22 protein-coding genes, 1 pseudogene and 1 riboswitch are annotated in these 26159 nt (G+C 68.4%); of the genes and pseudogenes, 10 read left to right on the plus strand and 13 right to left on the minus strand.

Annotated elements, in window-relative coordinates:
• Positions 1-18 precede the first annotated feature (18 nt).
• Entirely contained in the window at positions 19-612 is a 594-nt protein-coding gene (locus tag ACFVWL_RS07150; RefSeq protein WP_387180327.1) for an isochorismatase family protein, read from the minus strand.
• 120 nt (positions 613-732) lie between these two features.
• Between ACFVWL_RS07150 and ACFVWL_RS07155 the strand changes: the two genes are divergently transcribed.
• Both ACFVWL_RS07155 and ACFVWL_RS07160 read left to right on the plus strand, forming a co-directional pair.
• Positions 733-1686, plus strand: coding sequence for a GlxA family transcriptional regulator (locus ACFVWL_RS07155; protein WP_387180329.1), 954 nt, complete (start codon positions 733-735; stop codon positions 1684-1686).
• A gap of 232 nt (positions 1687-1918) precedes the next feature.
• Positions 1919-7900 carry an LPXTG cell wall anchor domain-containing protein gene (locus tag ACFVWL_RS07160; RefSeq protein WP_387180332.1) on the plus strand — a complete coding sequence of 1994 codons (5982 nt, stop codon included), beginning with the start codon at positions 1919-1921 and terminating at the stop codon, positions 7898-7900.
• Between the two features lie 107 nt (positions 7901-8007).
• Here ACFVWL_RS07160 and ACFVWL_RS07165 read toward each other — a convergent pair whose 3' ends face one another.
• Together ACFVWL_RS07165 and ACFVWL_RS07170 are read right to left on the minus strand one after the other, a co-directional pair.
• Positions 8008-9159 carry a calcium:proton antiporter gene (locus ACFVWL_RS07165; RefSeq protein WP_387180335.1) on the minus strand — a complete coding sequence of 384 codons (1152 nt, stop codon included), beginning with the start codon at positions 9157-9159 and terminating at the stop codon, positions 8008-8010.
• A 140-nt stretch (positions 9160-9299) separates the two neighbouring features.
• Positions 9300-9584, minus strand: coding sequence for a hypothetical protein (locus ACFVWL_RS07170; RefSeq protein WP_387180338.1), 285 nt, complete (start codon positions 9582-9584; stop codon positions 9300-9302).
• Between the two features lie 139 nt (positions 9585-9723).
• Positions 9724-9788: riboswitch (guanidine-III (ykkC-III) riboswitch) on the plus strand.
• 179 nt (positions 9789-9967) lie between these two features.
• Between ACFVWL_RS07170 and ACFVWL_RS07175 the strand changes: the two genes are divergently transcribed.
• From ACFVWL_RS07175 to ACFVWL_RS07185, 3 genes are all read left to right on the plus strand, one after another.
• On the plus strand, positions 9968-11674 hold the full coding sequence (locus ACFVWL_RS07175; RefSeq protein ID WP_387180339.1) for a cytochrome bc complex cytochrome b subunit: 1707 nt from the start codon (positions 9968-9970) through the stop codon (positions 11672-11674).
• Positions 11652-12236 (plus strand): hypothetical protein, encoded by a 585-nt coding sequence (locus ACFVWL_RS07180; RefSeq protein ID WP_387180341.1) that lies wholly within the window; start codon positions 11652-11654, stop codon positions 12234-12236. Before ACFVWL_RS07175 ends, ACFVWL_RS07180 begins: the two co-directional genes overlap by 23 nt.
• Positions 12237-12328: 92 nt before the next feature.
• Complete coding sequence (locus ACFVWL_RS07185) at positions 12329-12463, plus strand: hypothetical protein (RefSeq protein ID WP_017829963.1); 135 nt, start codon at positions 12329-12331, stop codon at positions 12461-12463.
• A gap of 57 nt (positions 12464-12520) precedes the next feature.
• Here ACFVWL_RS07185 and ACFVWL_RS07190 read toward each other — a convergent pair whose 3' ends face one another.
• From ACFVWL_RS07190 to ACFVWL_RS07200, 3 genes are all read right to left on the minus strand, one after another.
• Entirely contained in the window at positions 12521-13501 is a 981-nt protein-coding gene (locus ACFVWL_RS07190) for an SRPBCC family protein (protein ID WP_387180343.1), read from the minus strand.
• On the minus strand, positions 13498-13743 hold the full coding sequence (locus ACFVWL_RS07195) for a hypothetical protein (RefSeq protein ID WP_387180346.1): 246 nt from the start codon (positions 13741-13743) through the stop codon (positions 13498-13500). Before ACFVWL_RS07195 ends, ACFVWL_RS07190 begins: the two co-directional genes overlap by 4 nt.
• A 76-nt stretch (positions 13744-13819) precedes the next feature.
• The gene (locus ACFVWL_RS07200; RefSeq protein ID WP_387180349.1) at positions 13820-15004 is read right to left on the minus strand and encodes a zinc-dependent alcohol dehydrogenase; all 1185 of its coding nucleotides are present in this window, start codon (positions 15002-15004) and stop codon (positions 13820-13822) included.
• Positions 15005-15140: 136 nt separating this feature from the next.
• On the opposite strand from ACFVWL_RS07200, the gene ACFVWL_RS07205 reads away from it, so the two are divergent.
• Positions 15141-15578, plus strand: coding sequence for an SRPBCC family protein (locus tag ACFVWL_RS07205; protein WP_387180351.1), 438 nt, complete (start codon positions 15141-15143; stop codon positions 15576-15578).
• A 16-nt stretch (positions 15579-15594) separates the two neighbouring features.
• On the opposite strand, the gene ACFVWL_RS07210 is transcribed toward ACFVWL_RS07205, so the two are convergent.
• From ACFVWL_RS07210 to ACFVWL_RS07220, 3 genes and pseudogenes are all read right to left on the minus strand, one after another.
• Positions 15595-16611, minus strand: a complete 1017-nt coding sequence (locus ACFVWL_RS07210) for a hypothetical protein (protein WP_387180354.1) — start codon at positions 16609-16611, stop codon at positions 15595-15597.
• 7 nt (positions 16612-16618) lie between these two features.
• A complete protein-coding gene (locus ACFVWL_RS07215) occupies positions 16619-18457 on the minus strand; it encodes a substrate-binding domain-containing protein (protein ID WP_387180357.1) in 1839 nt (612 codons plus the stop codon).
• Positions 18458-18516: 59 nt separating this feature from the next.
• Positions 18517-19314, minus strand: a pseudogene (locus ACFVWL_RS07220) (shikimate 5-dehydrogenase); the annotation flags it as partial.
• Between the two features lie 542 nt (positions 19315-19856).
• Between ACFVWL_RS07220 and ACFVWL_RS07225 the strand changes: the two are divergent.
• Positions 19857-20063, plus strand: a complete 207-nt coding sequence (locus ACFVWL_RS07225; protein WP_017203899.1) for a cold-shock protein — start codon at positions 19857-19859, stop codon at positions 20061-20063.
• A 78-nt stretch (positions 20064-20141) separates the two neighbouring features.
• Here the strand turns inward: ACFVWL_RS07225 and ACFVWL_RS07230 are convergent, their stop codons facing one another.
• Positions 20142-20807 carry an HAD hydrolase-like protein gene (locus ACFVWL_RS07230; RefSeq protein WP_387180361.1) on the minus strand — a complete coding sequence of 222 codons (666 nt, stop codon included), beginning with the start codon at positions 20805-20807 and terminating at the stop codon, positions 20142-20144.
• A 144-nt stretch (positions 20808-20951) separates the two neighbouring features.
• On the opposite strand from ACFVWL_RS07230, the gene ACFVWL_RS07235 reads away from it, so the two are divergent.
• Entirely contained in the window at positions 20952-21278 is a 327-nt protein-coding gene (locus ACFVWL_RS07235) for a response regulator (protein WP_387180363.1), read from the plus strand.
• Positions 21279-21289: 11 nt separating this feature from the next.
• Here ACFVWL_RS07235 and nucS read toward each other — a convergent pair whose 3' ends face one another.
• Together nucS and ACFVWL_RS07245 are read right to left on the minus strand one after the other, a co-directional pair.
• The gene (nucS, locus tag ACFVWL_RS07240; protein WP_105527152.1) at positions 21290-21985 is read right to left on the minus strand and encodes an endonuclease NucS; all 696 of its coding nucleotides are present in this window, start codon (positions 21983-21985) and stop codon (positions 21290-21292) included.
• 56 nt (positions 21986-22041) lie between these two features.
• The gene (locus ACFVWL_RS07245) at positions 22042-22917 is read right to left on the minus strand and encodes a GAP family protein (RefSeq protein WP_387180366.1); all 876 of its coding nucleotides are present in this window, start codon (positions 22915-22917) and stop codon (positions 22042-22044) included.
• 115 nt (positions 22918-23032) lie between these two features.
• Here ACFVWL_RS07245 and ACFVWL_RS07250 point away from each other — a divergent pair, with 115 nt between their 5' ends.
• Entirely contained in the window at positions 23033-24229 is a 1197-nt protein-coding gene (locus tag ACFVWL_RS07250; RefSeq protein WP_387180369.1) for a histidine kinase, read from the plus strand.
• A complete protein-coding gene (locus tag ACFVWL_RS07255; RefSeq protein WP_387180372.1) occupies positions 24226-24873 on the plus strand; it encodes a response regulator in 648 nt (215 codons plus the stop codon). The genes ACFVWL_RS07250 and ACFVWL_RS07255 overlap by 4 nt, the downstream gene beginning before the upstream one ends.
• A gap of 2 nt (positions 24874-24875) precedes the next feature.
• Here the strand turns inward: ACFVWL_RS07255 and ACFVWL_RS07260 are convergent, their stop codons facing one another.
• Positions 24876-26114, minus strand: a complete 1239-nt coding sequence (locus ACFVWL_RS07260) for an MFS transporter (RefSeq protein ID WP_387180374.1) — start codon at positions 26112-26114, stop codon at positions 24876-24878.
• Positions 26115-26159 lie beyond the last annotated feature (45 nt).

Genomic DNA, 26159 nt, shown 5'->3' on the forward strand with positions numbered 1-26159 from the left:
TGACGATTCCACGCGTCGTCAGAGGAGATCGGCGGCGGTCGGCACCACGGTGGCATAGAGATCGGCGATGCCGGCGAGAGCCGCGCGGTGCAGTTGGGCGGCCGGCACGTCGCCGACGACCGAGGGGAGGCTGCGCGTCGCGGTGGCGGCAGCGACCACGGTCGGACGATTCCCCCGGAGGAAGGCGCCCTCGGTCGTGTAGGTCACGCACATGTGGGTCATGAATCCGGCGATGACCACCTCTTCGTGTCCGGCCGCGTCGACGAGGTCGCCGAGTTCGGTGCCGACGAAGGAGTTCGGCGCCGTCTTCACGACGACCGACTCGCCGTCGAGGGGCGCGACCCGTTCGTGGATCGCGCCGATGTCCTCGCGGATGTCGTACGCCGAGCTGACGCCTCCGTCGTGCTGCACGTGGATCACGGTCGCACCCGCGTCGCGTGCTCGCGCGAGGAGATCGGCGGCGGCGTCGAGCGCCGGGGCCCATCCGTCGAGCTCCATCTCGCCGCGGGTGTAGGTGTTCTGGAAGTCGACGAGCACGACGGTCGAGGTCGCGAGCGTGGCGGGGCTGTCGGCGATTCCGCTCAGTGCGCGGAGTGTGGGTGACGTCGTCATTGCGGGTGTCCTCTCTCAGGGGTCGTCTGTAGTCTGGGTGACCCGAACATCTCTGAACAGACGGATTCGGGTCAGCCCTCGCCATGATCGGCTCGCACCGGCCCCGAGGAGGGAACACGCATGGGCGCACCGCGCGTGACCGTGATCGCCGTAGACGGCATCAGTCCTTTCCACCTGTCCGTCCCGTCCCTCGTGTGGGGAGGCGAGACGCCTGTCGGCGAGATCGACCCGTGGCCCATCCGCGTGGCGGCGCTACATGCGGGCACACTTCGCACCTCCGCCGACTTCGACATCGACGTGCGCCACGGGCTCGAGGCCGTCCGCGGGGCCGACGTCGTCGTGGTGCCGTGGTGGGGCGAGCCCGACCGCGCGGCGCCGGACGAGCTGTCGCTCGCGTTGAGGGATGCCCGCGACGACGGGGCGGAGCTGGTCGGCTTGTGCCTCGGCGCGTTCCCCCTCGCCGACAGCGGCGTGCTGGATGGCCGGACGGCGACCACGCACTGGAAGTGGGCGGATGTGTTCCGGGAGCGGTTCCCTCGCATCGCGCTGGAACCCGACGAGCTGTACATCGACGAGGGGTCGATCATCACGGGAGCCGGCGCCACTGCCGGGATCGACGCGTGTCTGCATCTCCTCGCCCGGAGAGAGGGACAGCTCGTCGCGAACCGGGTCGCGCGGAGGATCGTCGCGCCTCCGCATCGTGCGGGTGGGCAGGCGCAGTTCATCGAGCGCCCGGTTCCTGACGCCGGCGGCGACCCGATCGCCGAGGCGATGCGGTGGAGCGCGGCGAACCTCGACGCCGACCTGACGATCGATGTCCTCGCCGCCCGTGCGCATCTCAGCCGCAGCTCATTCACGCGGGCGTTCCGCGCCCGCACGGGGTCGACGGTCGCGAAGTGGGTGCTCGCGCAGCGCCTCGCGGCGGCGCGTGAACTGCTCGAGGGCACCGCGCTCCCGGTCGACACGGTGGCGGCGGCGACGGGATTCGGCGGCGCCGCACTCTTCCGGCAGCACTTCGGTCGCGCGTTCGGTGCCACCCCGAGCCAGTATCGATCGGCGTTCCGAACCGCCTGAGCGAATGCACGCGTGCCCGCGGGGTGGACATCGCTATCGGCGAGACCTCGGCCTCACCCCGGACGGGTGAGGTCGGCATCGCCATCCCTAGAGCGGCTCCGCTTCCCGCTCGTATACTCCACAGCACATGAACACGTGGTCTCCGGCCCGGCCTCACCCCTGATCCATCGAGATGGCGTCGGCGGCCTGCACTCCTTCGTTGCCTCTGCGGCTTCCCCACGAAACGAGCACCATGTCGACGACGTCACAGCCCACCGAGAACCGGTGGCGGAAGCTCTTCCTCTCCCTCGTCGCGGTCTTCGCCCTGGTCGGTGCCGGCCTCGTCGTGCCCCTTGCCGCACAGGCGGCGGAATCGTCGCTCCGCATCGATAAGCGCGTCGACGGGCTGGACACGCAGGACACCCTCGGGCCCGGCGACGAGTTCACGTACACCGTCGATCTGGTCTGCGACGACGTCGACTGCCTCAACGTCGTGCTCACCGATACGCTGCCGGCCGAGTTCACGGGATTCGAGTTCGTGGGCTCGTCGTACACTCCCTCCGACCTGCCGCTCACCGTCACCTCGGAGGGATGCGTGGAGGAGGGCGGCGTACCGGTCGAGGTCACGGACGACTGCACGTTCCAGGTCGTCTTCCAGCAGCCGGTGGACGGCGGGATAGGCCTCGAGGCGGGTGGAACGCTGAAGTTGAGCCTCGTGCTCCGGGTCCCCCTCGATCTGCCGGCGGATTGGCAGTACAACGGCGACACCGTCACGAACACGGCAGCTGCGGACTGGGACAACGGTCCTGGCGATCTGCCGGCGACGATCACGGACACGGCCGACGCGGTCGTCACGGTCGACACCGTGATCGGGGTCGAGGCCAGCAAGGGCTGGACGCCGGCTTCGCAGCAGTTCGATCCGGGAGAGACCTCGGAGATCACGATCGGCGCGCAGAACCAATCGAACATCGGTGCCGACACGCTCGTGATCCAGGAGCCGACGACGGCGGCCGACGGCGCGACGACTCTGGCCGCAGACAACCCGTTCCGCATCGTCGACTTCGAGGGATTCGGGGCCACCACCTTGCCGCCGGCGGCGACGGCGGTGCAGGTCGACGCCTATGTGTACGACGAGGGGACAGGCACGTGGAGCTGGCAGTCGGGAACGCCGGGTGCGGCCCCGGCGCTTCCCGCAGGCGTCGATCCGGCGGATGTCGGCGGCATCCGCCTGACGTACTCCGGTGGCACGATCGCGTCCGATTCCGCTGCCTCCACGGCGTTCTCCGTGGGCCAGCGGGCGACGGATCGCAACGACGGGAGCACGCTCGCCACCGGCGACGCCGTGACCAACAGCATCACCTCCACCGTGAACGCCCCCGGCGGCGCGACGGCGAACGACGACGCCACCGCGCCGTATGAGATCGGACCCCTGACGGTCGACGTGCTCGCGGGAAAGACGATCACCCCCGCCGAACTCGCAGCCGGTGGTGAGGCGCTCGCAGAGCTCACCGCGACCAACACCTCGAACGGCCCGGTGGAGAGCCTCACGATCTCCGACCTCGGCTTCTTCGACGCGGACATGGTCTTCGGAGGCTTCCCCTCCGGTATCGACTACCCTGCGGGAGCGACAGCGGCGACGATCACCTGGTACATCGACGGGGTCGCGCAGGCACCGGTCCCCTTCGCCGATTCCGCGTCTCCGACCCCGCCGCCGGGGACCGTCACCGGTTTCGTGATCGAGTTCACCGGAGACATACCGGCGAACACCGCGGCGACGATCGACGTCGCGATCGAACCCGCACTCTCGCTGGTCAGCACTGAGGTGCCGACGCATCAGCGCACGAACACGATCGACGTGACGGCCACGAACGATGTGGGAACGGCCGATGACTCCGCCGCCGACGACATCGCCGTCTACTTCCCGCAGATCGGCGTCGCCCTCGACAAGCAGATCACCCCCGGCGGGGCGGTGGAACCGGGCAACAGCGTCGTCGCGAGCCTGACCGCCACGACCGAGACGGGCGTCGCGCAGGTCGACCCGACCCAGATCGTCGTCGAGGACACCTGGCGTGATGATCAGGTCGACGACTTCTGGAACGCGTTCGACATCGTGGCGATCGCCCCGACCCAGGTCCCGCCGAACACCACGGCGACCGCCGAATACCAGCGCGCCGACGGCACCTGGGTCACACTTGCCACGGTCAGCACCGGCGCGACCGCAGAGACGTTCCAGATGAGCCGCGCCGAATTCGCCGCCGCGCTGACGCCACCCGACGTGCCATCCGATGTCACGGGCATCCGCTTCACCTTCGACAACCCTGACGGCTTCTCGCAGGGGTTCAGCGTCGAACCGAACCTCGTCTTCGAGGCGCGGACCGACCTTCGTGACGGCTCTGGGCCCACGGATCCACGTGACGATCCTGCCGACGAGCAGTCGGCGCAGCAACCCACCGTCTACGAGAACGAAGCCACGGCGCAGAGTCATGGCGAGGTCGACGGCCTCCCGGACGGCATCGACAGCGACGTCGTCACCGATCAGGACACGATCGGCGTGCAGACACCCGCGACAGGTGAAGGGGCGGGCGTCGACGCCAACAAGCGGTGGGTCGAGAACGGCGACAAGACCACTGATGTCGACTTCCTCGATGCGCAGTCCGGCGACATCGTCTCCACGCGCAATGAGTGGCGGACCGGGACCACCGGCATCAACACCCTCGTCCTCACTGACCCTGCCACCGCGCCCGACACCGATCCGGCAGGTGCGGCGACGACCGTCTTCCAGGCGTTCGATCTGCGGAGCATCGACGCCATCACGCTCGCCGACGATCCGCTGCTGGCGTGGGACGACATCACCGAGGTCTGGTTGTTCGTCGACGGTGCCTGGGCGCCCATCTCTCCGCCCGGCGGCTCCTGGATGGGCGCGGACGGCTTCATCGGCTACACGCTCACTCCGCAGCAGACCGCCGGTACGACCGGTGTGCGCCTCGTCTATGCGCCCGACGATGCCACGCGTGCCGCCAGCACCGACCCGACGAGGCCCGAACCCGGCTCCGGTCTCGCCACCTCGGCGGTGGGTCAGTACCGGCCGACCTTCCTCACCTGGGAGCTGCGCAACGTCGTGCGCGACGAGACGGCGACGACCGACCGCTGGGTGAGCGCCGATCAGACCTTCAACGATCCCGACGCCGGGATCGTGTGGAACTCGCTCCGCGGAGACTGGACCTCGGCGGCGGGCAACGGCAGCGACACCGAGCAGGACAACATCACCCTGATCGATCAGCCGCCGCTCGTCTCGGTGGACAAGATCGTCACGCCCTCGACCGTGACGATCCCGGAGTCGGCCGACGTGGACCCGGTGAACTATCCGACGGTGACGTTCGACATCGCCGCGAGGAACGACAGCACCGCGCGCGCCTCGTACGTGCGGGTGACCGACCCGATCCCGTGCGCTGACGGCGCGGCCGACCAGTGCGTGAGCGCGGCCGATGCCTGGGCCGATGACCCCTTCGACGGCGCCGACTACGACGCGGCGACCAACCCCTACGAGCGGCTCGACGTGCAGTCACTCGTCTTCACCTATCCTGCCGACCAGGTCGACCCCGCAGCCTCCACGGTGACGCTGTGGGACCGTGCGGCCGACGGCGCCCTGAGCACGCGCACAATGTCGATCACGGCAGCGGCCGCGCTCGCGTCGAGCGACCTGACGACCGTCGTCGGCGTGAGCGTGGTATTCCACGGCATCGCTCCGGAGACCGAGGGCGGCACCATCCGCGCCGGCGAAGACCTCGGCGTGCAGATCGAGACCCGCGTGCGGCAGTATGAGCGCTCGGATGCCGGCCAGCTCGTTGAGCCGGGTACCGTCGCCAACGACGTGATCGCGCAGTCGTACGACCCGGTCCTCACGCCGTCCGGCACCGCGTCGACGCCGAACGATACGGCCACCGACACGGTCGTGCTGGTCAGTGCGCTCCTCGACGTGACTCTCGCGAAGACCATCGATCCGGATGCGATCCTCGAGACCGAGTTGGAGAATCCCGTCACCGTGACCCTGGATGCGACGGACGGAGCCTCGACCGCGGCCACGCAGCAGGTCACGATCACCGATGCGGATGCCGACTTCTGGAACGCGGTGCAGCTGGCGCCCGATCCGGCGTTGAGCGTCGTGCTCCCGGCAGGTGCCGATCAAGTGCGCATCGATGTGCTCGTGGGGACGAACTGGGTCGAGGGCGCGTACGCGCCGACCGCCGCCCTCCCCGCGGGAGTCGATCCGTCCGCCGTCGTCGGACTTCGGGCGGTGTTCCGCAACGCTGCGGGTGACGTGTTCTCCCGCAGCGCACCTCCGGACGACTGGACCGCCCGGCTCGCTTTCGACGTGGTGGTGCTCACGACGCAGCGCGACGGCGCCCCGCTGGCACTGCCGACCACCCTTCCGAACGCCGCGACCGCGGTGAACGAACGACTCGACGGGTTGTACGCGCCGGCCGACGACGAGGGCGATGCCGAACTGGCGATCGACCCCGGCACGCATCAGCTCGACGTCGTGAAGTCGCAGCCGGGGACGAGCCATGTCGTCTCCATCGGCGCCAGCCTTCCGTGGACGCTGCAATTCACGAATACGGGCACCGGATTCGTCACGATCGATCAGCTCGTCGATCAGCTCCCGGAGTATCTCGACTGGGACTTCTCGCCGCCCACCTATCAGACCTCCGCGGGCGGAACGCTGTCCACCGACGTGTCGGCGCTGATCGACAGCACCGGCAAGAACGTGACGTTCACGTGGCCGGAGGGCGGTGACCGGATGTCTCCCGGCGAGGTCTTCACCATCACCGTGAACCTCGTGCTCGCGCCGGGACTCGCTCTCGACCAGTTCACGACCAACACGTTCGTCGTCACCACGGATGAAGAGCTCGACGCCTGCACGAACGCGTCTGGCAATGGAGAGGGTACGGTTCCCGACCTCGCTGCCGACCAGTGCGGCACGACGAACTACGTGCAGCCGTCGCCCGGCGGCGCGCTCGCGGCGTACAAGTACGTCAAGGGCGAGATCGACGGCGACCTGGTCGATGGCCAGGTGAACCTCAACAACCCCGATGCGGCGTGCCCGCTCGATCCAGACGGGTACACCCGCACTCCCTGCGCCGCCTATACCGCGGTGGGGGCGACGGACGACTGGCGACTCTCGGTGGTGAACAGCGGCACAGTCGGCTTCGAGACCGTGTCGCTCGTCGACCCCCTCCCGCGGATCGGCGACCGACTCCTCGCGACGGGGGCCGCCCGCAACAGCACCTATGGACCGGTTCTCCTGCCGGACTCTCTCTCCGCCAACGTGCTGCCCAGCGGTGCGACGCTCACGCTCGACGTCACGACATCCGCTTCCCCCTGCGTGGGGACAGGACCCACTTCCGCCTGGTTCGACGACCTGCTCTGCGACACCACGGCGACCTGGACTCCGGTCCTCTCTTACAGCGGAGCCTGGGAAGACGTCACCGGGATCCGCGTCACGATCGACTTCACCGGGACCGCCGCCGGCTCGTTCGCACCCGGTGAGGTCTTGTCTCTGCACTACGAGACGCAGAACGTGCCCGAGTCGGCCACGTATCCGGACCTCGCCCCGATCGCTGTTCCCGATGCGGGCGGGATCGCCTGGAACCAGATGGGTGCCGTGGGGACCGACGCCGGAGGACGGGAATACTCCGTGGCCCCCGTGCAGGCCGGCGTCATGTTGCTCGACGGCGACCTCGCGGTGCAGAAGATCGTGGTCGGGGACACCGGACGCGCGCCCGACGCGTTCGACTTCCAGCTCGACTGCACGGTCGCGGGCGTCCCATTGACGCTGCCGGCAGGCGGGGTGCTCAGTGTCTCGAACCAGAGCCAGCTGAGAGGACGCCTCGACGGTCTGCCGCTGGGGTCGACCTGCGCGGTCGCCGAGACCGGCGCGCTCGGAGCGCACGGGGAAACCTCTCGGCTCGGAGACGGTCAGATCGTCGCGATCACGACGCCTTCGACTGCGGGCTCCGAGCCGCCGACGACCCAGACCGCGTCGATCACGAACGTGTATCCGGTGCTGCCCCCGGTCCCGACGCCAGACGGCGGTGGGGGACTGCCGACGACAGGCGTCGACGGTTCTTCCGTGTCGCTGCTCGCCGGGATCGGGGCACTCATGCTCCTGGCCGGCGGGTTGCTCATTCGCCGTCGACGACTTACCCCTCTGGATCGAGGATGGTGCGGAGGCTGACCCTGCGCCGGCCCTCTCCCGTGTCGGTCGCGTAGGGCTCGAGCAGCGCCGCCAGGCTCTGCTGAATCGTCTCGAGGTCGTCGAGTGATCGCGCCCGCCGCAGCGGCTCAGCTGAAGAGCACCACCACGTAGACGGCGAACGTCACCAGGTGCGCGGCACCGTGCATCGCGGTCACACGCTTCGCGGCGAATGTCGTCACGGAGAGCAGCAGCGTGACGCCGAGCATCAGCAGGTTCGCCGGCGACTCCGCGAGCACGACCGTCTGGCCGGTGAACATGCCGATGATCAGGACAGCAGGAATGGTCAGGCCGACGGTGGACACCAGAGCTCCGAGCCCGAGGTTGTTCACGCGCTGGGCTTCGCCGCCGAGAGCAGCACGCACCGCGGTGATCGACTCCGGCAGGAACACGATGCCCGCGATGACCACACCGGCGAGGGCGACCGGAGCGCCGAGGCGGCCCAGTCCGTCGTCGAGCAGCGCCGCCATGTCGTGTGACAGGAGGACGATGGGGATCACGGTGACCACCAGGAGCGCGAGACGGACGAGGATCTCGGTGCGGTGCTCGGCCAGCACCTGGCGGATCCCCCCGGTATCCGCCGACTTCTCCTGACGCTGAGCGGTCTGCAGCAGGCGCGGGTCGACCTCGGTGAAGTCGCTCGCCTGGGCGCCCATCTGCCGGTAGAGGAAGAACGCGTAGAGAACGAGGGTGAGCACGATGATCGGGATCTCCTGCGCCGTCGTGTACGAGCCATCGGTGCCGATCAGGGCGGGGAGGCCGAACGCGAGCGCGATGAGCACGACCAGCATCGACAGGTACGCCGAGGTGCCGGTGCGGTTGTGCGCCATGCCGCGATGGCGGAGTCCGCCGAGGAGGAGTGCGAGGCCGATGACGAGGTTCAGGATGATCATCGAGACGGCCATGACCGAGTCGCGGGCGATGGTCGCGTGCTCACCCGGGCCGAGCATGACCGCGGAGATCAGGATCACTTCGATCAGCACGATCGACAGCGTCAGGACGAGCGAGCCGTACGGGTCGCCGAGGCGGTGCGCGAGGGCCTCGGCCTGTTTCACGACGCCGAAGGCGCACACGAGGATCACCGCGATGATCGCCCCGAGCGCGATGACGAGGACGGGCCCGGGCACAGGGGGCGCCAGTACCGGGTGGAGGACGAGGAGGGCCGCGAAGGCGCCCCATCCCAGGACGACGCGGACGATATCCGTGACGCCGATCAACTGCCTAAGCTCCGTGCGTGACATCGCCGGACTCCTTCGAGGTGGGGCCGTCCCCGAATGATAACCACGACCGGGTCGTCCCGGCCGCAGCGCTGAGTCAGCGCACTGCATCTGATGGTACGCGGTCGGTCGTGGCGGATGGCCTGCGATCGACGGCGGTGGGGTCACTCCGGAGCGGAGGCCTGGGAGAGTGCGTCGATGTAGCGCTCCACATCGCGGCGGAACGCCGATTCACGATGTCGACGGCGCTCGACGCAGGCCCACTGCGCGGTCGCCCAGACGAGGAACCCCGTCGAGAGGATGAGCTCGAGCCAGATTCCCCTCACGCCGACGGAGAGCGCGGCGGCGCTGACCATCGAGAACGAGGCGATGCACAGGACGAGGGTGGCGCGGGCGGCCCGGGGTTCGCGGGACACGATCCAGACCGGCCAGGCGGAAGGGTGATTCACGGGAGACTCCTGTCGGGGTCGTCCCCGGTCTGTCTCACCGTCGGAGGTCGTCCTCCGTCGTTGTTTCCTCCCCCAGGGTAGCAAACCGCGTCGGCGTCGCGCCCCTTCGCGGGCCGAGCACGTTCTCTGATAGCTTGGCGGCAGGTTCGATCCTGAACCAGCGGACGAGGGCGCAGTACCCGCACAGCGACAAGACTGACCAGAAGGTCATTTCGTGTTGCCCTGTGCGTGTGGAACCGCCTCGCATCCTCCCCGTCGTCCCTCCTGGACGTCTCCTCCCCGCGCGTCGCAGCAGCCCTCTCGTGCTGTCGTCCGGCCGCGGGCGGTCCTGCATGCGCAGCCTCAGAGCTCCCTGGCCAGCAACGACCGAAGAGGATCGCACCATGTCACGTGAGTCCCCGACTCTGGATCAGACGGCGCAGAAGAAGGCACCGCCCCTCGGCGGACGCTTCGTCGGCGCCGCCTCGAACTACATCGACGAGCGCACCAGCGTCTCCGGACTCCTCAAGGAGTTGAGCCGCAAGGTCTTCCCCGACCATTGGTCGTTCATGCTCGGCGAGATCGCCCTGTGGGCGTTCGTGGTGGTGTTCATCTCGGGCACCTTCCTGACGTTCTTCTTCCAGGCCTCGATGGTGCCGACCCACTACACCGGTGCCTACGCGCCGATGCGCGGGATGGAGATGACGGCCGCCTTCGACTCGGCCCTTCGCATCTCGTTCGACATCCGTGGGGGGCTCCTGGTGCGGCAGATCCACCACTGGGCCGCGCTCGTCTTCGTGGCGGGCATCGGACTCCACATGCTCCGGGTGTTCTTCACGGGTGCGTTCCGCAAGCCGCGTGAGCTCAACTGGGTGATCGGCTTCGTGCTGTTCATCCTTGCGATGGCTGAAGGCTTCACCGGCTACTCGCTTCCGGATGACCTGCTCTCGGGCAACGGTCTGCGCATCATCGACGGCATGATCAAGGGTCTCCCCCTGATCGGCACCTGGACGTCGTTCATGCTGTTCGGCGGAGAGTTCCCGGGGACCGACATCATCGGCCGGCTCTACACCCTGCACATCCTCATCCTGCCGATGCTGGTGATCGCGCTGATCGTGGTGCACCTGATGCTCATGATCATCAACAAGCACACCCAGTTCGCCGGCCCCGGCCGCACGAACGACAACGTGGTCGGCTACCCGATGATGCCGGTGTACGCGGCGAAGATGGGCGGCTTCTTCTTCATCGTCTTCGGGGTGATCGTGGTGCTCGGCACGTTCTTCCAGATCCTGCCGTTCTGGATCTACGGACCGTACGACCCCTCGCCGATCTCCGCCGGCACGCAGCCGGACTGGTACATCGGCTTCGCCGACGGGGCGCTCAGACTCGCGCCGCCGAACTGGGACGTCGTGATGTTCGATCGCACCTGGTCGTTCGGCATCATCGTGCCGGTCGCCGTCATGGGGCTGTTCATCGTCACGGTCGCGATCTACCCCTTCCTGGAGGCGTGGGTCACGGGCGACAAGCGCGAGCACCACATCGCCGAGCGTCCGCGCAATGCCGCGACGCGCACGGCGATCGGTGTGGCCGGCATGATCTTCTACGCCGTCCTGTGGGCTGCCGCGTCGTCCGACCTCATCGCGACGCACTTCATGCTCACGATGGAAGGTGTCATCCACACGCTGCAGGCGCTGCTGCTGCTCGGTCCCATCGGCGGGTACTTCATCACCAAGCGCATCTGCATCGCGCTGCAGAAGAAGGACCGCGAGATCGTGCTGCACGGCTTCGAGTCGGGCCGCATCGTGCGTCTGCCGGGCGGCGAGTTCGTGGAGGTGCACCAGCCCGTCGACGAGTACGACCGGTGGAAGCTCATCGATATCGAGGGGTATGCGCCGCTCGTGGTGCGGCCGAACGCGAAGGGCCGCATTCCGTGGACGGAGAACGTGCGCTCGGCGGTGTCGCGCTGGTTCTTCGAGGACCGCCTGGTGCCGCTCACACAGGCCGACCTCGACGCGGTCGACGCCCATGGTGCGCACGCGGCGGATGAGGTCGAGACCGGGACGATGGCCGATGCGGTGGACAGCGGGAATGCCGACCGCCGAGAGGACTGACCGCTGGCGTCCGAGTGCGACGTTCGGGCTGTGCGTGTCCGGCGTCGCGCTCGGGTTCTTCTTCGGCGGATTCCAGGGTGCGTTCGGGGCCTTCATCGTGGCCGTCGGAGTCGTGGCCGTTCGTCGAGCACGCAGGAAGCAGGCTTCCATTCCGAAAGCGGCATGTAGCTTTCTGGTACTGAATCGGGTCGGGGTTCCGCTCGCGACGATGCTCTTCCGGTTGCCCGACGGAAGTGCGGAGGGGGTGGCGGTTCACCTGCGTGAGAGCGGCTGGAGCATTCTCGAGCCGCCCCTCGATGGGCCGCTCACCCCTGTCGGCCGAGTCGGCGTCGCATTCCAGGGGGATCGGATCCTGACGGTGCACGACCTCGGCGGCAGCGGCGCGCGACCGCTCCTCATCGCCGATCGGGTGACCGATCTCCCCCCGGACTGGGGCCGGGCGGCGCAGCAGTCGGGGTACGTGCTCCTCCTCATCGAGGACGGTGCGGACGCCCCTGGCGCGGCGCCGGCGCTGGGGGCGTACGCGCTTTTGCAGGGCGTGGACCACGCCCGGCGTCGCTGATTATTTTTCCCGGTCAGAAGGAAATTTGACTTCCCCTGGTTCCGGGCTATGGTCAGAGGTTACGCCAGCCACCGAAGGGGAAGCGAGTAACCATGTCCGGAAAGTCCATCCAGGGTCGCGACAGCAAGAAGGCACCGCAGCTCTCGCTCAAGGAGAAGCGAGCGGCGAAGCGGGAGAAGAACGCGCCGGCCGAGTTCATCAAGCCCCGCAAGGGCGCGAAGGGCTGAGCGGGCTCGGCCGCGGGCGGGCGCATCCGCGCTGTGCGATGCGCCCGCCCGCGGACCTCACCGGAAGGCGCGGGTGACGCTGCTCGCGATCTGCGTGAGCTGGATGTAGACGAGGAACCGCAGGAGCGGTCGGAACAGCGGACGGAGCACCCGACGACTGCGGCGGCGAAGAGTGAACTCCCACGTGAGTGTCGCTCGGAGCTGCATTCCGCCTGCGGCATGTTCGAGGTCGAACGTGATCTGTCGAGCGTTCGACCTCGCGGCATCAGGGTAGGAGAAGCGCCACCGGACGTGTGTCGGTCGTTCGCTCTCCATCAGCTCGACGCGCATTCGGCGGAAGCCGTCCTTCACGGTGATCAGTCGGCCATCGGGGGCGGATGTGGTCGCCTCGGCCTCCCAGGGTCCGGTCGCCGCGGTCGCATCGATGGTGCCCATGGCCGGATCCCACTCGGGGATGCGACCTGCCGACGACAGCAGTGCCCACACCTCGTCGATCGGTGCCGGGACGAAGATCGAGCGCGTGCCGGACAGTTCGTTCCGACCGGTCGTCGACTCGCGTGCGAGGGCGAGCCGCTGCATCTCGTCCACACGGATGATCAGGGCTTCCCGATCGACGTCGAGTCGCGTCAGGATCTCGGCGATGAGACCGCTCGGCTCGTCGAGGAGCGCACGCAGCACGGCCGCGGAGTCGCCGCGGCGACCTCCGCTCGATGCCGCGTCCCACACTGCGAGCGCCCGAGCGGTCCATTCGTACCCCGAGGTCTCGTGGAAGACGATGCGGCCGGGGCTGGTGTCCGCATCTGCGGCGATCCCCACCAGCCCGAGCTGAGCAGAGTGCTGGGCGGCGACCGCGGCTCGTGCCGCGTCGAGGCTGACGCCCATGCCGCGCAGGATCTGGCCGCCGGTGTCCGGGTCGAAGGTCAAGGCGAGCAGAAGGTGATCGATGTCGGTGTCGCGCACCCCGAACCGCGAGGCCTCCTCCATCGACGCCAGCGACAGGGTGTGCATGGTGGAGGCGGCCTGGATGAACCGGCTCATGCGTTCCTCCGGGGGACGACGATGGTCGGGTCGATCCGCCTCGCGTGCTTCTTGTGCACGGCCTGACGTGACACACCCAGGGCATCGGCGATGGCCTGCCAGCTCATGCCCGATCGCAGCCCGGCTTCCACCTGGCGCAGTTCGAGGGTGTCGGCGAGCGTGCGCAGTGATGCCACCGCGCGCAGTCCGGCGCGTGGGTCGGTCGTGTCCGCGGCGACCTGCGCCACATCGAGGGATTCCATGTCCGTCAACCTACGTTGCTCAAGACCCGGTGTCAACCTGGGTTGCTATCGTGCCGCGGTCGACCGACCTCCATGCTCACACCGTCGACGGGTGCAGCACCACCTTGATGCAGCCGTCCTCCTTCTGCTGGAACGTGCGGTACAGGTCGGGCGCATCATCGAGAGGTGCGTGATGCGTGGTCAGGTCCATCACGCCGAGCGGGTCGGACGGGTCTTCCACGAGGGGCACCAGGTCATCGACCCAGTTCTTCACGTTGCACTGACCCATGCGCAGGCTGATCTGCTTGTCGAACAGGGTCTTCATCGGCATGATGTCGGCGTCTCCCGCATACACGCCGCTCAACGACACGGTCCCTCCGCGGCGGACGACATCGATCGACGCGTAGACGGCAGTGAGCCGGTCGATGCCCGCCTTGTCGAGAAGCCGACGTGCCGCAGCGTCCGGCAGCAGACCCACGGCCTTCTGCACGAACTCCACGCCCGCGTTGCCGTGCGCTTCCAGACCGACGGCGTCCACCACCCCGTCCGCTCCACGGCCGTCTGTCAGATCCCGCAGCTCGTCGACGACCGTGTCGTTCAGGTCGAACGTCTCGATGCCGTGGCGCTCCGCCATCGCCCGCCGCTCGGGCACGGGGTCGACCGCGAGAACCCGGTATCCGCGGTGCCGTCCCACCCGCGTCACGAACTGCCCCACGGGTCCGAGGCCCATCACGGCCAGCGTGCCGCCTTCCGGCACCTGCGCATACTCGACGCCCTGCCATGCCGTGGGAAGGATGTCGCTGAGGAAGAGGTAGCGCTCATCGGGGAGGTCGGGGCCGACGGGGATGTGGTTGTAGTCGGCGAGCGGCACGCGGAGGTACTCGGCCTGTCCGCCCGGAACCTGGCCGTAGAGCTTCGTGTAGCCGAAGAGCGCCGCGCCGCTGCCGTACTCTCGCACCTGCGTCGTCTCGCACTGGGACTGCAGACCCCGTCGGCAGAGGAAGCACTCGCCGCACGAGATGTTGAACGGGATCACCACACGGTCGCCGACCGCGAGGGTCGTCACCGCGGAACCGACCTCGACGACGACGCCCATCGGCTCATGCCCGAGGATGTCTCCGCGGTCGAGGAACGGCCCGAGCAGCTCGTACAGATGAAGGTCGGACCCGCAGATCGCCGACGACGTCACACGGATGATCGCGTCCTCCGGCTGCTGGATGACCGGGTCGGGGACCTCCTCGACCGTCACGCTGCGCGTGCCCTGCCAGGTCAGTGCCTTCATGTCGTCTCCGCTCATCGTGGGTGATCGGTCCACGCTCGTCGCTCGCGGGCGTCTCGACCAGCCGGTTGACAGCGGCTTGTCAAGCACCTCGCTCGCACGGGTGGCGCCATGCAGGATCGTCACGAACGGAGGCATCATGGCGACCAACACCCGAGATCTGACCTGCACCACCGAAGACGTGTTCCGTGTGCTCGCGAACGGCTGGCTGTATCCCGCATGGGTGGTCGGCGCCTCCCGGATGCGAGACGTCGAGGCCTCCTGGCCCGAGGTCGGGGCGCAGCTGCATCATTCCTTCGGCGTCTGGCCGGCTCTGCTCGACGACACCACCGAGGTGCTCGCGTGGGATCCGCCTCGTCGCGTCGTGCTCCGAGCACGTGGTTGGCCGATGGGAGAGGCCGAGGTCACCCTGCGGGCCCGGACGACCCCGTCTGGGTGCCAGGTGCGCATCGACGAGGAGCCGGTGAAAGGCCCCGCCGTGCTGATCCCCCGCCTGATCACGACCCCGATGCTTCGGTGGCGCAACGCCGAGACGCTTCACCGACTGGCCTATCTCGCGGAGGGGCGGGCGCGCTGACGCGCACGGGAGCGGATCACTCCCCGGAATTCTCCGTGAACTGCCGCTCCCAGTCGCGCAGCTCGGATCGCCCGATGAGCGAGTCCAGCGACACCTGGAACAGCAGACCCTTGCGGGCGTTGACCTGCTTGATGTTGTCGACGATCTGGGTGGTGACGGCCGCCAGAGCCTCGCGGACCTCGGCGACCCGTTGGTCCGGTGCATCCCACAGATCGGGGCGGGTGAGCAGGTCGAGCAGGTAGTCGGGCTCCAACGCCGCGACGAGTCGGGCGAGCTTGTCGGAGTACTCCGCCTCGGCGAGCACGACCTGATCCTCCCCCGCCTTGGCGTCGAGGCGCACGAACAGCTGCTCGACGTGCGAGGCGAGCGCATCGATGCCCGCAGCCGTCTCCGCGGCCTCGGGGTTGTTCGGGACATTCGCGTAGGCGACCCGCAGCTCCCGCAGGCGGTCGACCCGCAGGCGGATGCCGGCAGGCACGGGATCGCTCGATGTCACGGCCTTCGGTGCGCGGCGCCGGCGGGCGAGCAGACCGATCGCCGTGCCGCCCGCCGCGAGCAGCACGGCACCGCCGATGATCACGGGCAGCAGCCAGTCCGCTCCCCCACCGCTGTCGCTCCCGCCCGGGGAGGAGGGCGTCTCCTCGACGATCTGCTGCACGGTCTCGACGAGAGCGGTCTGAGTGTCGCCGCCTGCGGCGGCCTCGTTCGTGTTCGCGATGAAGAGGGCGTCGTCGCTGTCGATGGCGGTGGAAGCGGCTTGGAGGTCGTCGCCGACGGCGAGCACCACGGTCTCCTGCGGCACCTTCTGGGTGATCCGGTTGAGCAGTTCGAGGTCGAACGCCGAACCCAGGTCGGCATCCGCCGGCAGGACCACCACCGCGATCGAACCGTCCGTGGGGATGACGTCGGTCAGCGCGGCGGTCAGAGCCTCTCCGCCCTTCACGCCGGGGGCGATGTAGATGTTCGCCGACTGCAGAGCGCCGGCGACCGCGTCGGTGACCCCGCTCAGGTCGGATGCCGCGACGATGATCATGCCCACCTCAGAAGTTGTTGATCACGGAGGCGAACACGAGGTCGATGCGCTCGGCGTCGGAGGCGTCGAACATCTGACCCCCGGTGGCGTCCGCGATGCGCTGCAGGGCCGAGGTGTCGGCACCCGAGCCGTACGCGATCGGGAAGATCCGCACCGGAGCGTCGGTGCCGCCCTCCTTCGTGCTCTTGCCGATCTTCGCGATCAGCGAGTCGAGCGACGTGGTGGAGTCGGTGTCCTCCCCGTCGGAGAGCACGACGATCGCGTTGATGCGTCCGGGTTCCGCGCGCGCGCTCATGGCCTCGTAGGCCGTGAGGATCGCGTCGTACAGGGGTGTGCCGTTGCGCTGCGCGTAACGCAGGTCATCGAGGGAGGAATCGAGCTTCTCACCGTCGGCGCCCAGCGCCGTGACATCGCGCAGCACCTGGATGCCCTCGCCCTCGTCGGACGAGACGCCGGTCGTGAACGCCCAGACGCCGATCTCGTCGGTCGAGCGGAAGTGATCGAGGGTGGTCTGCGCTCCCTTGATGGCGCCGTCGAGCCGCGAGCGACCGTCGCCGATCGGGTCATCCATCGAGCCGGAGATGTCGATGAGCTCGAGCACCGACGAGGGCTTGCGCACCTGCGTCCACTGGTCGATCGCGGTGGAGATCACGTCGACCTCTGGCTTGGGGAGCGTCACCGTGGGCTGCGCGGGATCGACGCCGAAGTTCGCGGTGAACAGGTCGCCGAGGGGGACGGACTCGTCGAGCGGACGGAATCCGTATTCGGGGAGGATCTCCTGGGCGGGCGTAGTCTGCAGGAAGTTCGCGAAGGCCTCACCCGCCGTTCGCTGTTCCGGCGTGACCCAGTCCGCGCCGAGAACGGTGACGGGGTTGTCGGACCACATCGAGCCGCCCGCCGGGTACACCGCGACGAGCTTGGTCTTCGGCGGGGTCAGGGTCTCTCCCGGCTGCACCGTGTGCGAGTCGGGGTTGCCCTTGTTGTAGTTGAGCAGAGAGGTCTCCTCGAGCGCGACGGCCGACACGTACGCCGAGCCGTTCGCCCCGTTCTGCGTCTCGTCATACAGGGTCGACAGCACGTTGCCGGTGGTGTCGCCGTAGTGGATCACGCACTCCTCGAACACGCGCGAGAAGTCGGCGGCGGCGTCCACGTCGGCCGAGGTGAGTCCTTCGGCCTTGCCGGATGCCTCGTACGACTGCATCAGGATGGTCGAGAGCCCGGTGGTCGAGGTGTTCGGGTTGGTCTTCGAGATCTTGAACGCGCCCCAGATGTCTTTGCCGACGCTCCCCCAGCCGTCGGGGTTCTGGCACAGGCCCTCGAGCGCGGTGATGCTGATGGGCTCGTCGGGCCAGCCGAGTGCCTTCGCCATCGGCTCCGGCATGCCGAACACGACGGGCGTGCGGGTGAACGAGGCGGGCGTGCCGACCAGGTTCGGCGAGGCGGCTGCGGCGACGCGGTCGGTCCAGACGGTCGAGGCCGGCGACCACAGCGTCGGCCACAGGGCGCGGTCGTCGCTCGGCCAGTCCTCGCCCGAGGTGAGGTAGCGCGCGGCGTTCCCCGATGACACGTTCGTGGGGCGCACGGTGACGCACGTGTCGAGGGCGTCGTGCTCCGGAGACTCCTTGAACGCGGTCGCCAGCTCGTCGAGCATGTTGACCTTCTCCGATGAGGTCGCGATCGTGATGTGCGTGCACCCGTCGTCCGGGAAGCTCTCGCTGCCGTCGGGCGCGGGCTCTTCTCCCCCGCCCGTGCAGGCTGCGAGCACCAGCGCGGCGATCACTGCCGTCGCCAGGGCGGCAGGTGTTCGTCGGAAGATGGTCCGTCGTGCGGTGCGAGGCGCGCTCATGCGCCTAGGCTACTCAGGTATCGGGCTCCCGATCACGCGTTTCCGGTGCGCATGAACTCCTCGGCCTCGTGCACCTGCTCCGCAGTCGGCCGGATGCCGGTGTACAGCACGAACTGCTCCAGCGCCTGCAGCGTCGCGACCTCGGCTCCTGTGATCACGGTCGTGCCCGCGGCTCGCGCTGCCGCGATCAGCGGTGTCTCTGCGGGAAGAGCCACGACGTCGAACACCACGGATGCCGCGGCGATCGCCTCGTCCGAGAACGCGAGCGCGTGCTCCTCCGCGCCCCCGGCCATGCCGATCGGCGTGACGTTGACCAGGATGTCCGCCGTGGAGTCGCCGACCTCTGCCGCCCAGGCGAAGTCGTACAGGTCGGCCAGGGCGCGTCCGTTCTCCTCGTTCCTGGCGACGATCGTCACCCGTGCGAACCCCGCGTCTCGGAACGCGGCGGCGGTCGCCTTCGCCATGCCGCCCGACCCGCGCAGCAGCACCGATGCCGCCGGATCCAGCGCATTGCTCTCGATGAGCTGCGCGATGGCGGAGTAGTCGGTGTTGTGGGCGGTGAGCACCCCGTCATCGTTGACGATCGTGTTCACGGAGTCGATCGCGCTCGCCGAGGGATCCATCCGGTCGACGAGGGCGATGACCTCCTCCTTGTAGGGCATGGAGACGGCGCAGCCGCGGATGCCGAGTCCGCGGACGCCCGCGATCGCCTGAGCGAGGTCCGTGGGCGCGAACGCCTTGTAGATCCAGTTCAGCCCGAGCGCTTCGTAGAGGTGGTTGTGGAAGCGCGTGCCGTTGTTGCTCGGCCGTGCCGAGAGCGAGATGCACAGCGTCATGTCCTTGTTGAGCAGAGTCACCGGATCAGGCTACTCGCGGGCCTCGAAGGAAGAGGGACGGAGGACGAAAGTCCGTGGCGGGAACTCGCGTCCTCCCCTATCGTGAAAGTGCGTGCACACGGGGATTGATCGTCTACGTCTCTCCCCACGAGATGGCGGCCCACCCCAGGGGCAGACGATCCGTGCACGCGATTGGGCCCTCTCGAGTAGTTCAGTCCCCAATGGGCTACTCGAGGGGGCCGCTATCGTGCGGTCCCGCGACGAAGTTGAAATTTGTCCCCCAAAAGGGGGACAAGAGGGTCAAAAAGGAGCTAGGCTGTTCCTGACGCACCCTCCGGTCGTCTTCGGCCCTCATCGCTCCCCCCGCGGTGAGGGCCACACCATTTTCTGGGCGCCTCGTGCGCCAGGCGCCTCGCCACGCGCGGGATGACGGTCGGATTCCGCTCGTGCAACATTTGGATTACCTTCTCGCAACGGCTATTCCGCTCGGGGCCTCCTCCACTAGCGTTAGCGATGTCGGGGCATCCCTGCGTCGGCTTCTTCATCAGCAGAACAGGCAGTACATGAGCACCCAGGGCACGGTTAAGTGGTTCAACTCGGAGAAGGGCTTCGGCTTCATCTCCCCCGACGACGGAGGCGCTGACGTCTTCGCGCACTACTCCGCCATCCAGTCATCCGGCTACCGGTCTCTCGAAGAGAACCAGCGAGTCGAGTTCGATGTGGCGCAGGGTCCGAAGGGCCTGCAGGCAGAGAACATTCGCCCCGTCTGAGACGGGCGAGACACAGAACTCCCCACCGGATCACGCTCCCGATGCGTCATCCGGCGGGGAGTTCTGTGCTTCAGGGCGTCAGCCGAGCAGGAGCCCGCGCAGTTCTTCGACCGAGGCCGCGCGGAATGCGGCGTCGTCGCCCTCGTGCGAGTCGCTGAAACCCCACTCGACGAAGATCACCGGAACGCCGTTGGCGTTGCCGCCCTCGACGTCATGGTGCCGGTCTCCGACCAGGATGGGACGAGAGGTGTCGGCGCCGAGCTCCCGAAGTCGACGAAGGGCCTCGGCGACGATGTCGGTCTTCGAGGCGAGAGTCGACTCGTCGGGCGTCGCGCCGACCGTCGTCAGGAACGCGGGACGGAGACCGAAGTGGTCGACCAGTGCATCGACCTGGTTCTCGGGCTTCGAGCTGGCCGTAGCCTGCGGCACGCCCGCCGCGTGCAACTCGTTGATGAGATCGACGACGCCCGGGTACGTCGCGACGTCGGTCGTGTAGCCATCGGCCTTGCCGAGGGTGCGGTAGAAGGCGACCGCCTCGGCGGACTGCTCCGGCGTCATGCCCGCCTGGTCCTGGAACGACTGGAACATGGGGGGACCGATCCAGTGCACCAGCTCTTCGCGCGTCGGCGCCGGGTGACCGAAGTGAGTCAGCGCGACGTTGAGCCGGCGGAGGATGCCGATGGACGCGTCGACGATGGTGCCGTCGACGTCCCACAGCACGCAGGAGTAGGGGGAGTGAGGCATGCCTCCAGCCTATGGGCGCGCGATGGGGCGACCGCCCTCCCTGCACAGGTGTGCAACAGAAAAGGTTCTGCACACCTCATGTGAGCGCCTGGTGTCTACATATAAGGTCGTGACAACGGCGGATTCACGGGCGAGAATGGGGGCATGTACGTGTCGGTGGAAGTCATCACGATGCTGGCGACAGCAGCGACGCTGCTGGTGGCGATCATCAGCGGATTCGGCTGGATGGTCAACCGGATGGACACGCGATTCGCGGCGATGGACGCGAAGTTCGATGCGCGGGTTGATGCGCAGGATGCGAAGTTCGATGCGCGGTTTGATGCGCAGGATGCGAAGTTCGATGCGCGGTTTGATGCGCAGGATGCGAAGTTCGATGCGCGGTTCAACCGTTTCGAGCAGGAGATCTTCGAGGTGAAGATCGCGATCGCGCGCCTGGAGGGGCCGACGCCTCGGCTCATCGCCGCGCGCTGAACGGCGACGCCTCAGAACAGACGGGGGATGCCCGACTCGATGCCCTTCATGTCGTCGTAGTCGAGCACCAGGCAGCGGATGCCGCGGTCTTCGGCGAGCACACGCGCCTGGGGCTTGATCTCCTGCGCGGCGAAGACACCCTGCACGGGGGAGAGGTGCGGGTCACGGCCGAGCAGTTCGAGGTAGCGGGTGAGCTGTTCCACGCCGTCGATGTCGCCGCGGCGCTTGATCTCGACTGCGATGGCGGCACCTTCGGCGTCTCGCACCAGCAGGTCGACCGGGCCGATGGCTGTCGGGTACTCGCGGCGCACGAGAGTCGCACCCTCGGAGATGCGGTCCACCTGTTCGGCGAGCAGTCGCTGCAGGTCGGCCTCGACGCCGTCTTTCTGCAGCCCGGGGTCGATGCCCAGCTCGTGGGAGGTGTCGTGGATGATCTCGTAGATCTGCACCCGCAACGCATCGCCGGTCTTCTTGTGCGTGACGCGCCAGACCTCGACGACGCCTGCGCTCGCCTCTTCCTCGCCCGGGTCTTCGCTCGACAGCGAACACGGCGGGCTCATCCAGTTCAACGGCTTGTAGCTGCCGCCGTCGGAGTGCACGAGCAGACTCCCGTCCCCCTTGTGCACGAGCAGACGCGTGGCAAGCGGGAGATGGGCATTGAGCCGACCGGTGTAGTCGACCGAGCAGCGGGCGATGACGAGACGCACCCGTCGAGCCTACTTCGTCGGGGGTGCTGCGCGGTCGCACTCGACGGGCGCGGCGATCATCGGTCGATGAAGGAGCCGATCGCCTGGAAGAGGCCGAGCTCGGTGGCCGCCGAGCGGGCGATGAGGAACCCGATGATGCCGATGATCCAGGCGGTGTTCTCGGCGCCCGTGCGCTCCATCCACGCCGCGAAGCGTTCGAGCGGGCGCTGCACCAGGGGAGCGGCGACCAGGCGGAGGATGAGCAGCACGACCGCGGGCAGGATCATCAGCGCGCAGTACCCGACGAGCGACAGCACACGCAGCGGAGTGTCGGTCCGGGCATCGGCGAGCATGGTCATCGCGACGATGTACGGGAGCATGGTGGCGATCTCGACCAGCCCGGCGGCGATCGCCACGGCCATCACCGCAGTCCCGCGGGTGCGCGGATCGAGCAGCCTCTCCCGCCATCGGGTGATGCGACCAGGACGAGGAGCGGGATCCGCCACCGCCGCTGGCACCGGATCAGGCGGTGTCATCATCGAGGAACTCCGCGCATCGTGTACCGTCGGCTCCCCCGCCCACGACGAGACCGAAGGGATGGAGGAGGGGTGCGATGCGGGTGCGTTCTGCGGGGCCTTGTCGCCGGTGGGCATGACGAATGCCGTGATGAGGAGCGCTCCTCCCACGAGGAGGCGGATGACCAGCCCCGCGGGCGACGCGAGGAAGTCGGATGCCACGTCGACGAGGTTCACCAACCCCCAGAGGAACAGGAGCCCGACGAGCAGATAGAACGCGGCGATCGTCACCAGGTACACCAGGATGCGCCCGGCACGTACCCGCCCAGGATGCAGGAGCAGGAAGACGGGTATGAGGAGTGTGCCGACGCTCAACCCGTCGATCAGCGCCAGGAGCGCGAGGGAGAGGGGGAGCGGAAGTCCGCCGAAGAGTTCCATGTCTCCACGCTCACGGAACGGCGCCGGCCGCGGATCGGGCGAAAGTACCGTCTCCGCCGAGCTCCTCATCCCTTCGTCGGATGCGCGGCAGCGCGCGCCGTGATTGCATGAGGGCATGCACGAGCTGGCGGATGGCGGATTCGGCGCCTGGTACCGTCGGCACCGCTGGTGGGCGGACCCGCTGGGGATGGCGCTGCTCGCTGTCGTGATGGCCGCGCTCGGATTCCGCGGCATCTGGGGTCCATTCTCGATACTCGAGCACCCCGTGTCGCCGTGGTGGGGGCTGGCCCTCGCACTGCCCGCCTGTGTGCTCGCGCTCGCCAAGCGGCGCATCCCTGTGACGGTCCTCGTGCTGGTCACGATCCTGTTCGCGGTCGACCTGCTCACCGTCGGCGGTATCGGTACGCTCGTCGTGCTGCTCGATGTGCTGTGGACGGCGGCGTTCCTTGCGGGTGAGCGCGGGCGACGGGTGCTCCTCGTCGTGTTGGGAGCGGCGACGATCGTCCTGTTCCTCGCCGCCTGGCTCTTCACCGACGTCTCCTTCGCCGTGGCGTTCCTCATCGGAGTGCAGTTCGGCGCGATCTTCGGCACCGACTACTGGTGGGCCGTGGCCGTCTCCCAGGCGCATGAGCTCGCGGAGCTGCACCGCCAGCGTGCGGAGGATGCCGCTGCCGTCGCCGAGCGTGACCGTGCCGAGGCGGTGCAGCGCGAGCGCGAGACGATGGCGAGAGAGCTGCACGATGTGGTCGCCGGCCACGTGATGGCGATGGCGATCCGCGCGGAGGCGGCACTGTCGACCCCGCCCGATCGCTCGAAGGACCGAGAAGCCCTGCAGGCGGTGCGCGATGCGGGCCTCGACGCCCACGGCGCGCTGAGAACGATGATCTCGGTGCTCCGGCGCGGTGACGGGAACCTGGCGCCCACACCGCGCTGGGCGGATCTCGGCGGCATCGTGCAGGAGGCGGAACGCGCGGGGCTCGTCGTGCATCTCGTTGCGGATCACGTCGATGATCTCGGTGCGGCACGCGAGCAGGCCGTCATCCGCATCGTGCGGGAGTCCCTGAACAACTGCATCCGGCATGCGAGCGGCGCCGAGGTCGATGTCGTGATCCGCGAGAGCGATACCGAGATCGGAGTGGAGGTTCGCTCGCGCGGCGGCATGGCCGGCCCCGCGGCCGCGCACGGCGACGAGGGTTGGGGGCTGCAGATGCTGCGGGAGCGCGTCGGCGCATTGGGCGGCGTCTTCACCGCGGGTCCTGTCGCCGGCGGATGGTCGGTCGAAGGCCGGATCCCGAGGGAGGGGCGGGCATGACGGCTCCGACGGTGCTGCTGGCCGACGATCATGGCGCGATCAGGGCGGGTCTGCGCCTCATGCTCGAGGCGCAGGACATCACGGTGGTCGGCGAGGCCGCAGACGGTGATGTCGCGGTGCGCAATGCCGCAGCGTTGCGCCCCGACGTCGTGCTCATGGACCTGCGCATGCCGGGGCGCGACGGGATCTCCGCGACCAGGGAGATCGTCGAGCGCGGTCTCGGCGACGTCCTGGTCCTGACGAGCTTCGACGAGGACGACCTCGTCTTCGGCGCGATCCACGCGGGCGCTGTCGGCTTCCTCCTCAAGACGGTCGACGCGCCCACCCTCGGGCAGGCCGTGCGTGCGGTCGCCGCGGGTGAAGGTGCGCTGGATCCGCGGGTGACCCGACGTGCGCTCGCCGCCGTCGCCGAGGGTGCGATGGCGTCGGTGCCCGTGTCACGTCACGAGGGGCTCCCGGAGCTGACGGCTCGGGAGCAGGAAGTGCTCGACGGGATCCTGCAGGGCTGGTCGAACGCACAGCTCGCCGCGCGACTGCGCATCTCGGTTCCCACGGTCAAGACGCATGTCTCGAACGTGCTCACCAAGCTCGGCGCACGCAGCCGCTCGCATGCGGCCGCCCTCGTGCGCGGTCGCGAGGGCTGAACTCAGTCCTGCGCCGCCGTCGCGACCGGGGTCTTCTCGTCGTCGCGCAGCGGGCGCGCGGCCCCGGAGAACAGTCCCGACATCACGACCAGTGCCACCAGGATGAACAGCGTGTTCAGCAGGCCGATGTGCTCACTGATGATTCCGAGCACGGGCGGGCCGCCGAGGAACGCGATGTAGCCGATCGTGGCCGCAGCGCTCACCCGCGCTGCGGCCTTGGCGGGATCGTCTGCCGCGGCCGACATCCCGAGCGGGAAGCCGAGCGACGCGCCGATGCCCCAGAGCGCCGCTCCGACGAGCACGAGCGGGAACGTGGGGGCGAGGATGAACAGCAGGATGCCCGACGCCGCCGTCACCGCGAGGATGCGCAGCACCAGGACGCGACCGAAGCGGTCGACGAGCGGTCCGCCGAACAGACGCACGACGGTCATGCCGACCGAGAACACGGCGAGTGACACGGCCCCGGTGCCCTCGGCGAAACCGTGACCCTGCTCCGTGCCCAGGGCGATCCAGTCGTTCGCGCCGCCCTCGGCGAACGACATCCCGAGCATGACGACGCCGATCAGGTAGGTGCGCGGCTCGCGCCAGGCCTCGAGCGCGGTGTGCATGCGCGCGCGGAAGGCCGGCGTCTCGTGCGCTGCCGGATCGAGGGCGGCCTCGCGCACGGGCACCTGGAAGAAGCAGACGATGGCGATCAGGGCGATCAGCGCGCCCATGATCGCAGCGTGGGTGGCGACGTTGATCGAGAGCTGCGCCGCGAGGGCGCCGATTCCCGCGCCGATGACCGTGCCGAAGCTGAAGAAGGCGTGGAAGACGGGCAGGATCGTGCGGCCCATCTGCTGTTCGATCGCCGTCGCCTCGACGTTCATCATCACGTCGACCGATCCGTTGCCGAAGCCGAACAGCACCATGCCGACGATCACCACGGGGACGGAGCCGAACACGTTGGCTCCCAGGCCCACGAGCACGATGCCGGATGCGAACGTCAGCATCGTGAGGAGCATCCCGCGTCGGGCGCCGAGGCGCGCCATCACCGCGGGGCCCGTCGAGATGCCGATGATCGAGGAGACGCCCATGCCGAGCAGGATGAGACCGACCTGCGCGTTGTCGAGACCCAGCGCCTCTTTGATCCCCGGCACGCGCGATGCCCAGGTCGCGATCGAGAGGCCGCTCGCGAGGAAGATGGCGAAGATCGCCGCGCGCCAGCGCACGAACTGCGAACGGGAGAGGGCTGTTTCCATGCCGGACAGCCTATCGAATCGATTCGACCCAGGGGAAGCGAAGGG

Source organism: Microbacterium sp. NPDC058269 (genome assembly GCF_042881445.1).
Taxonomy (GTDB): Bacteria; Actinomycetota; Actinomycetes; order Actinomycetales; family Microbacteriaceae; genus Microbacterium.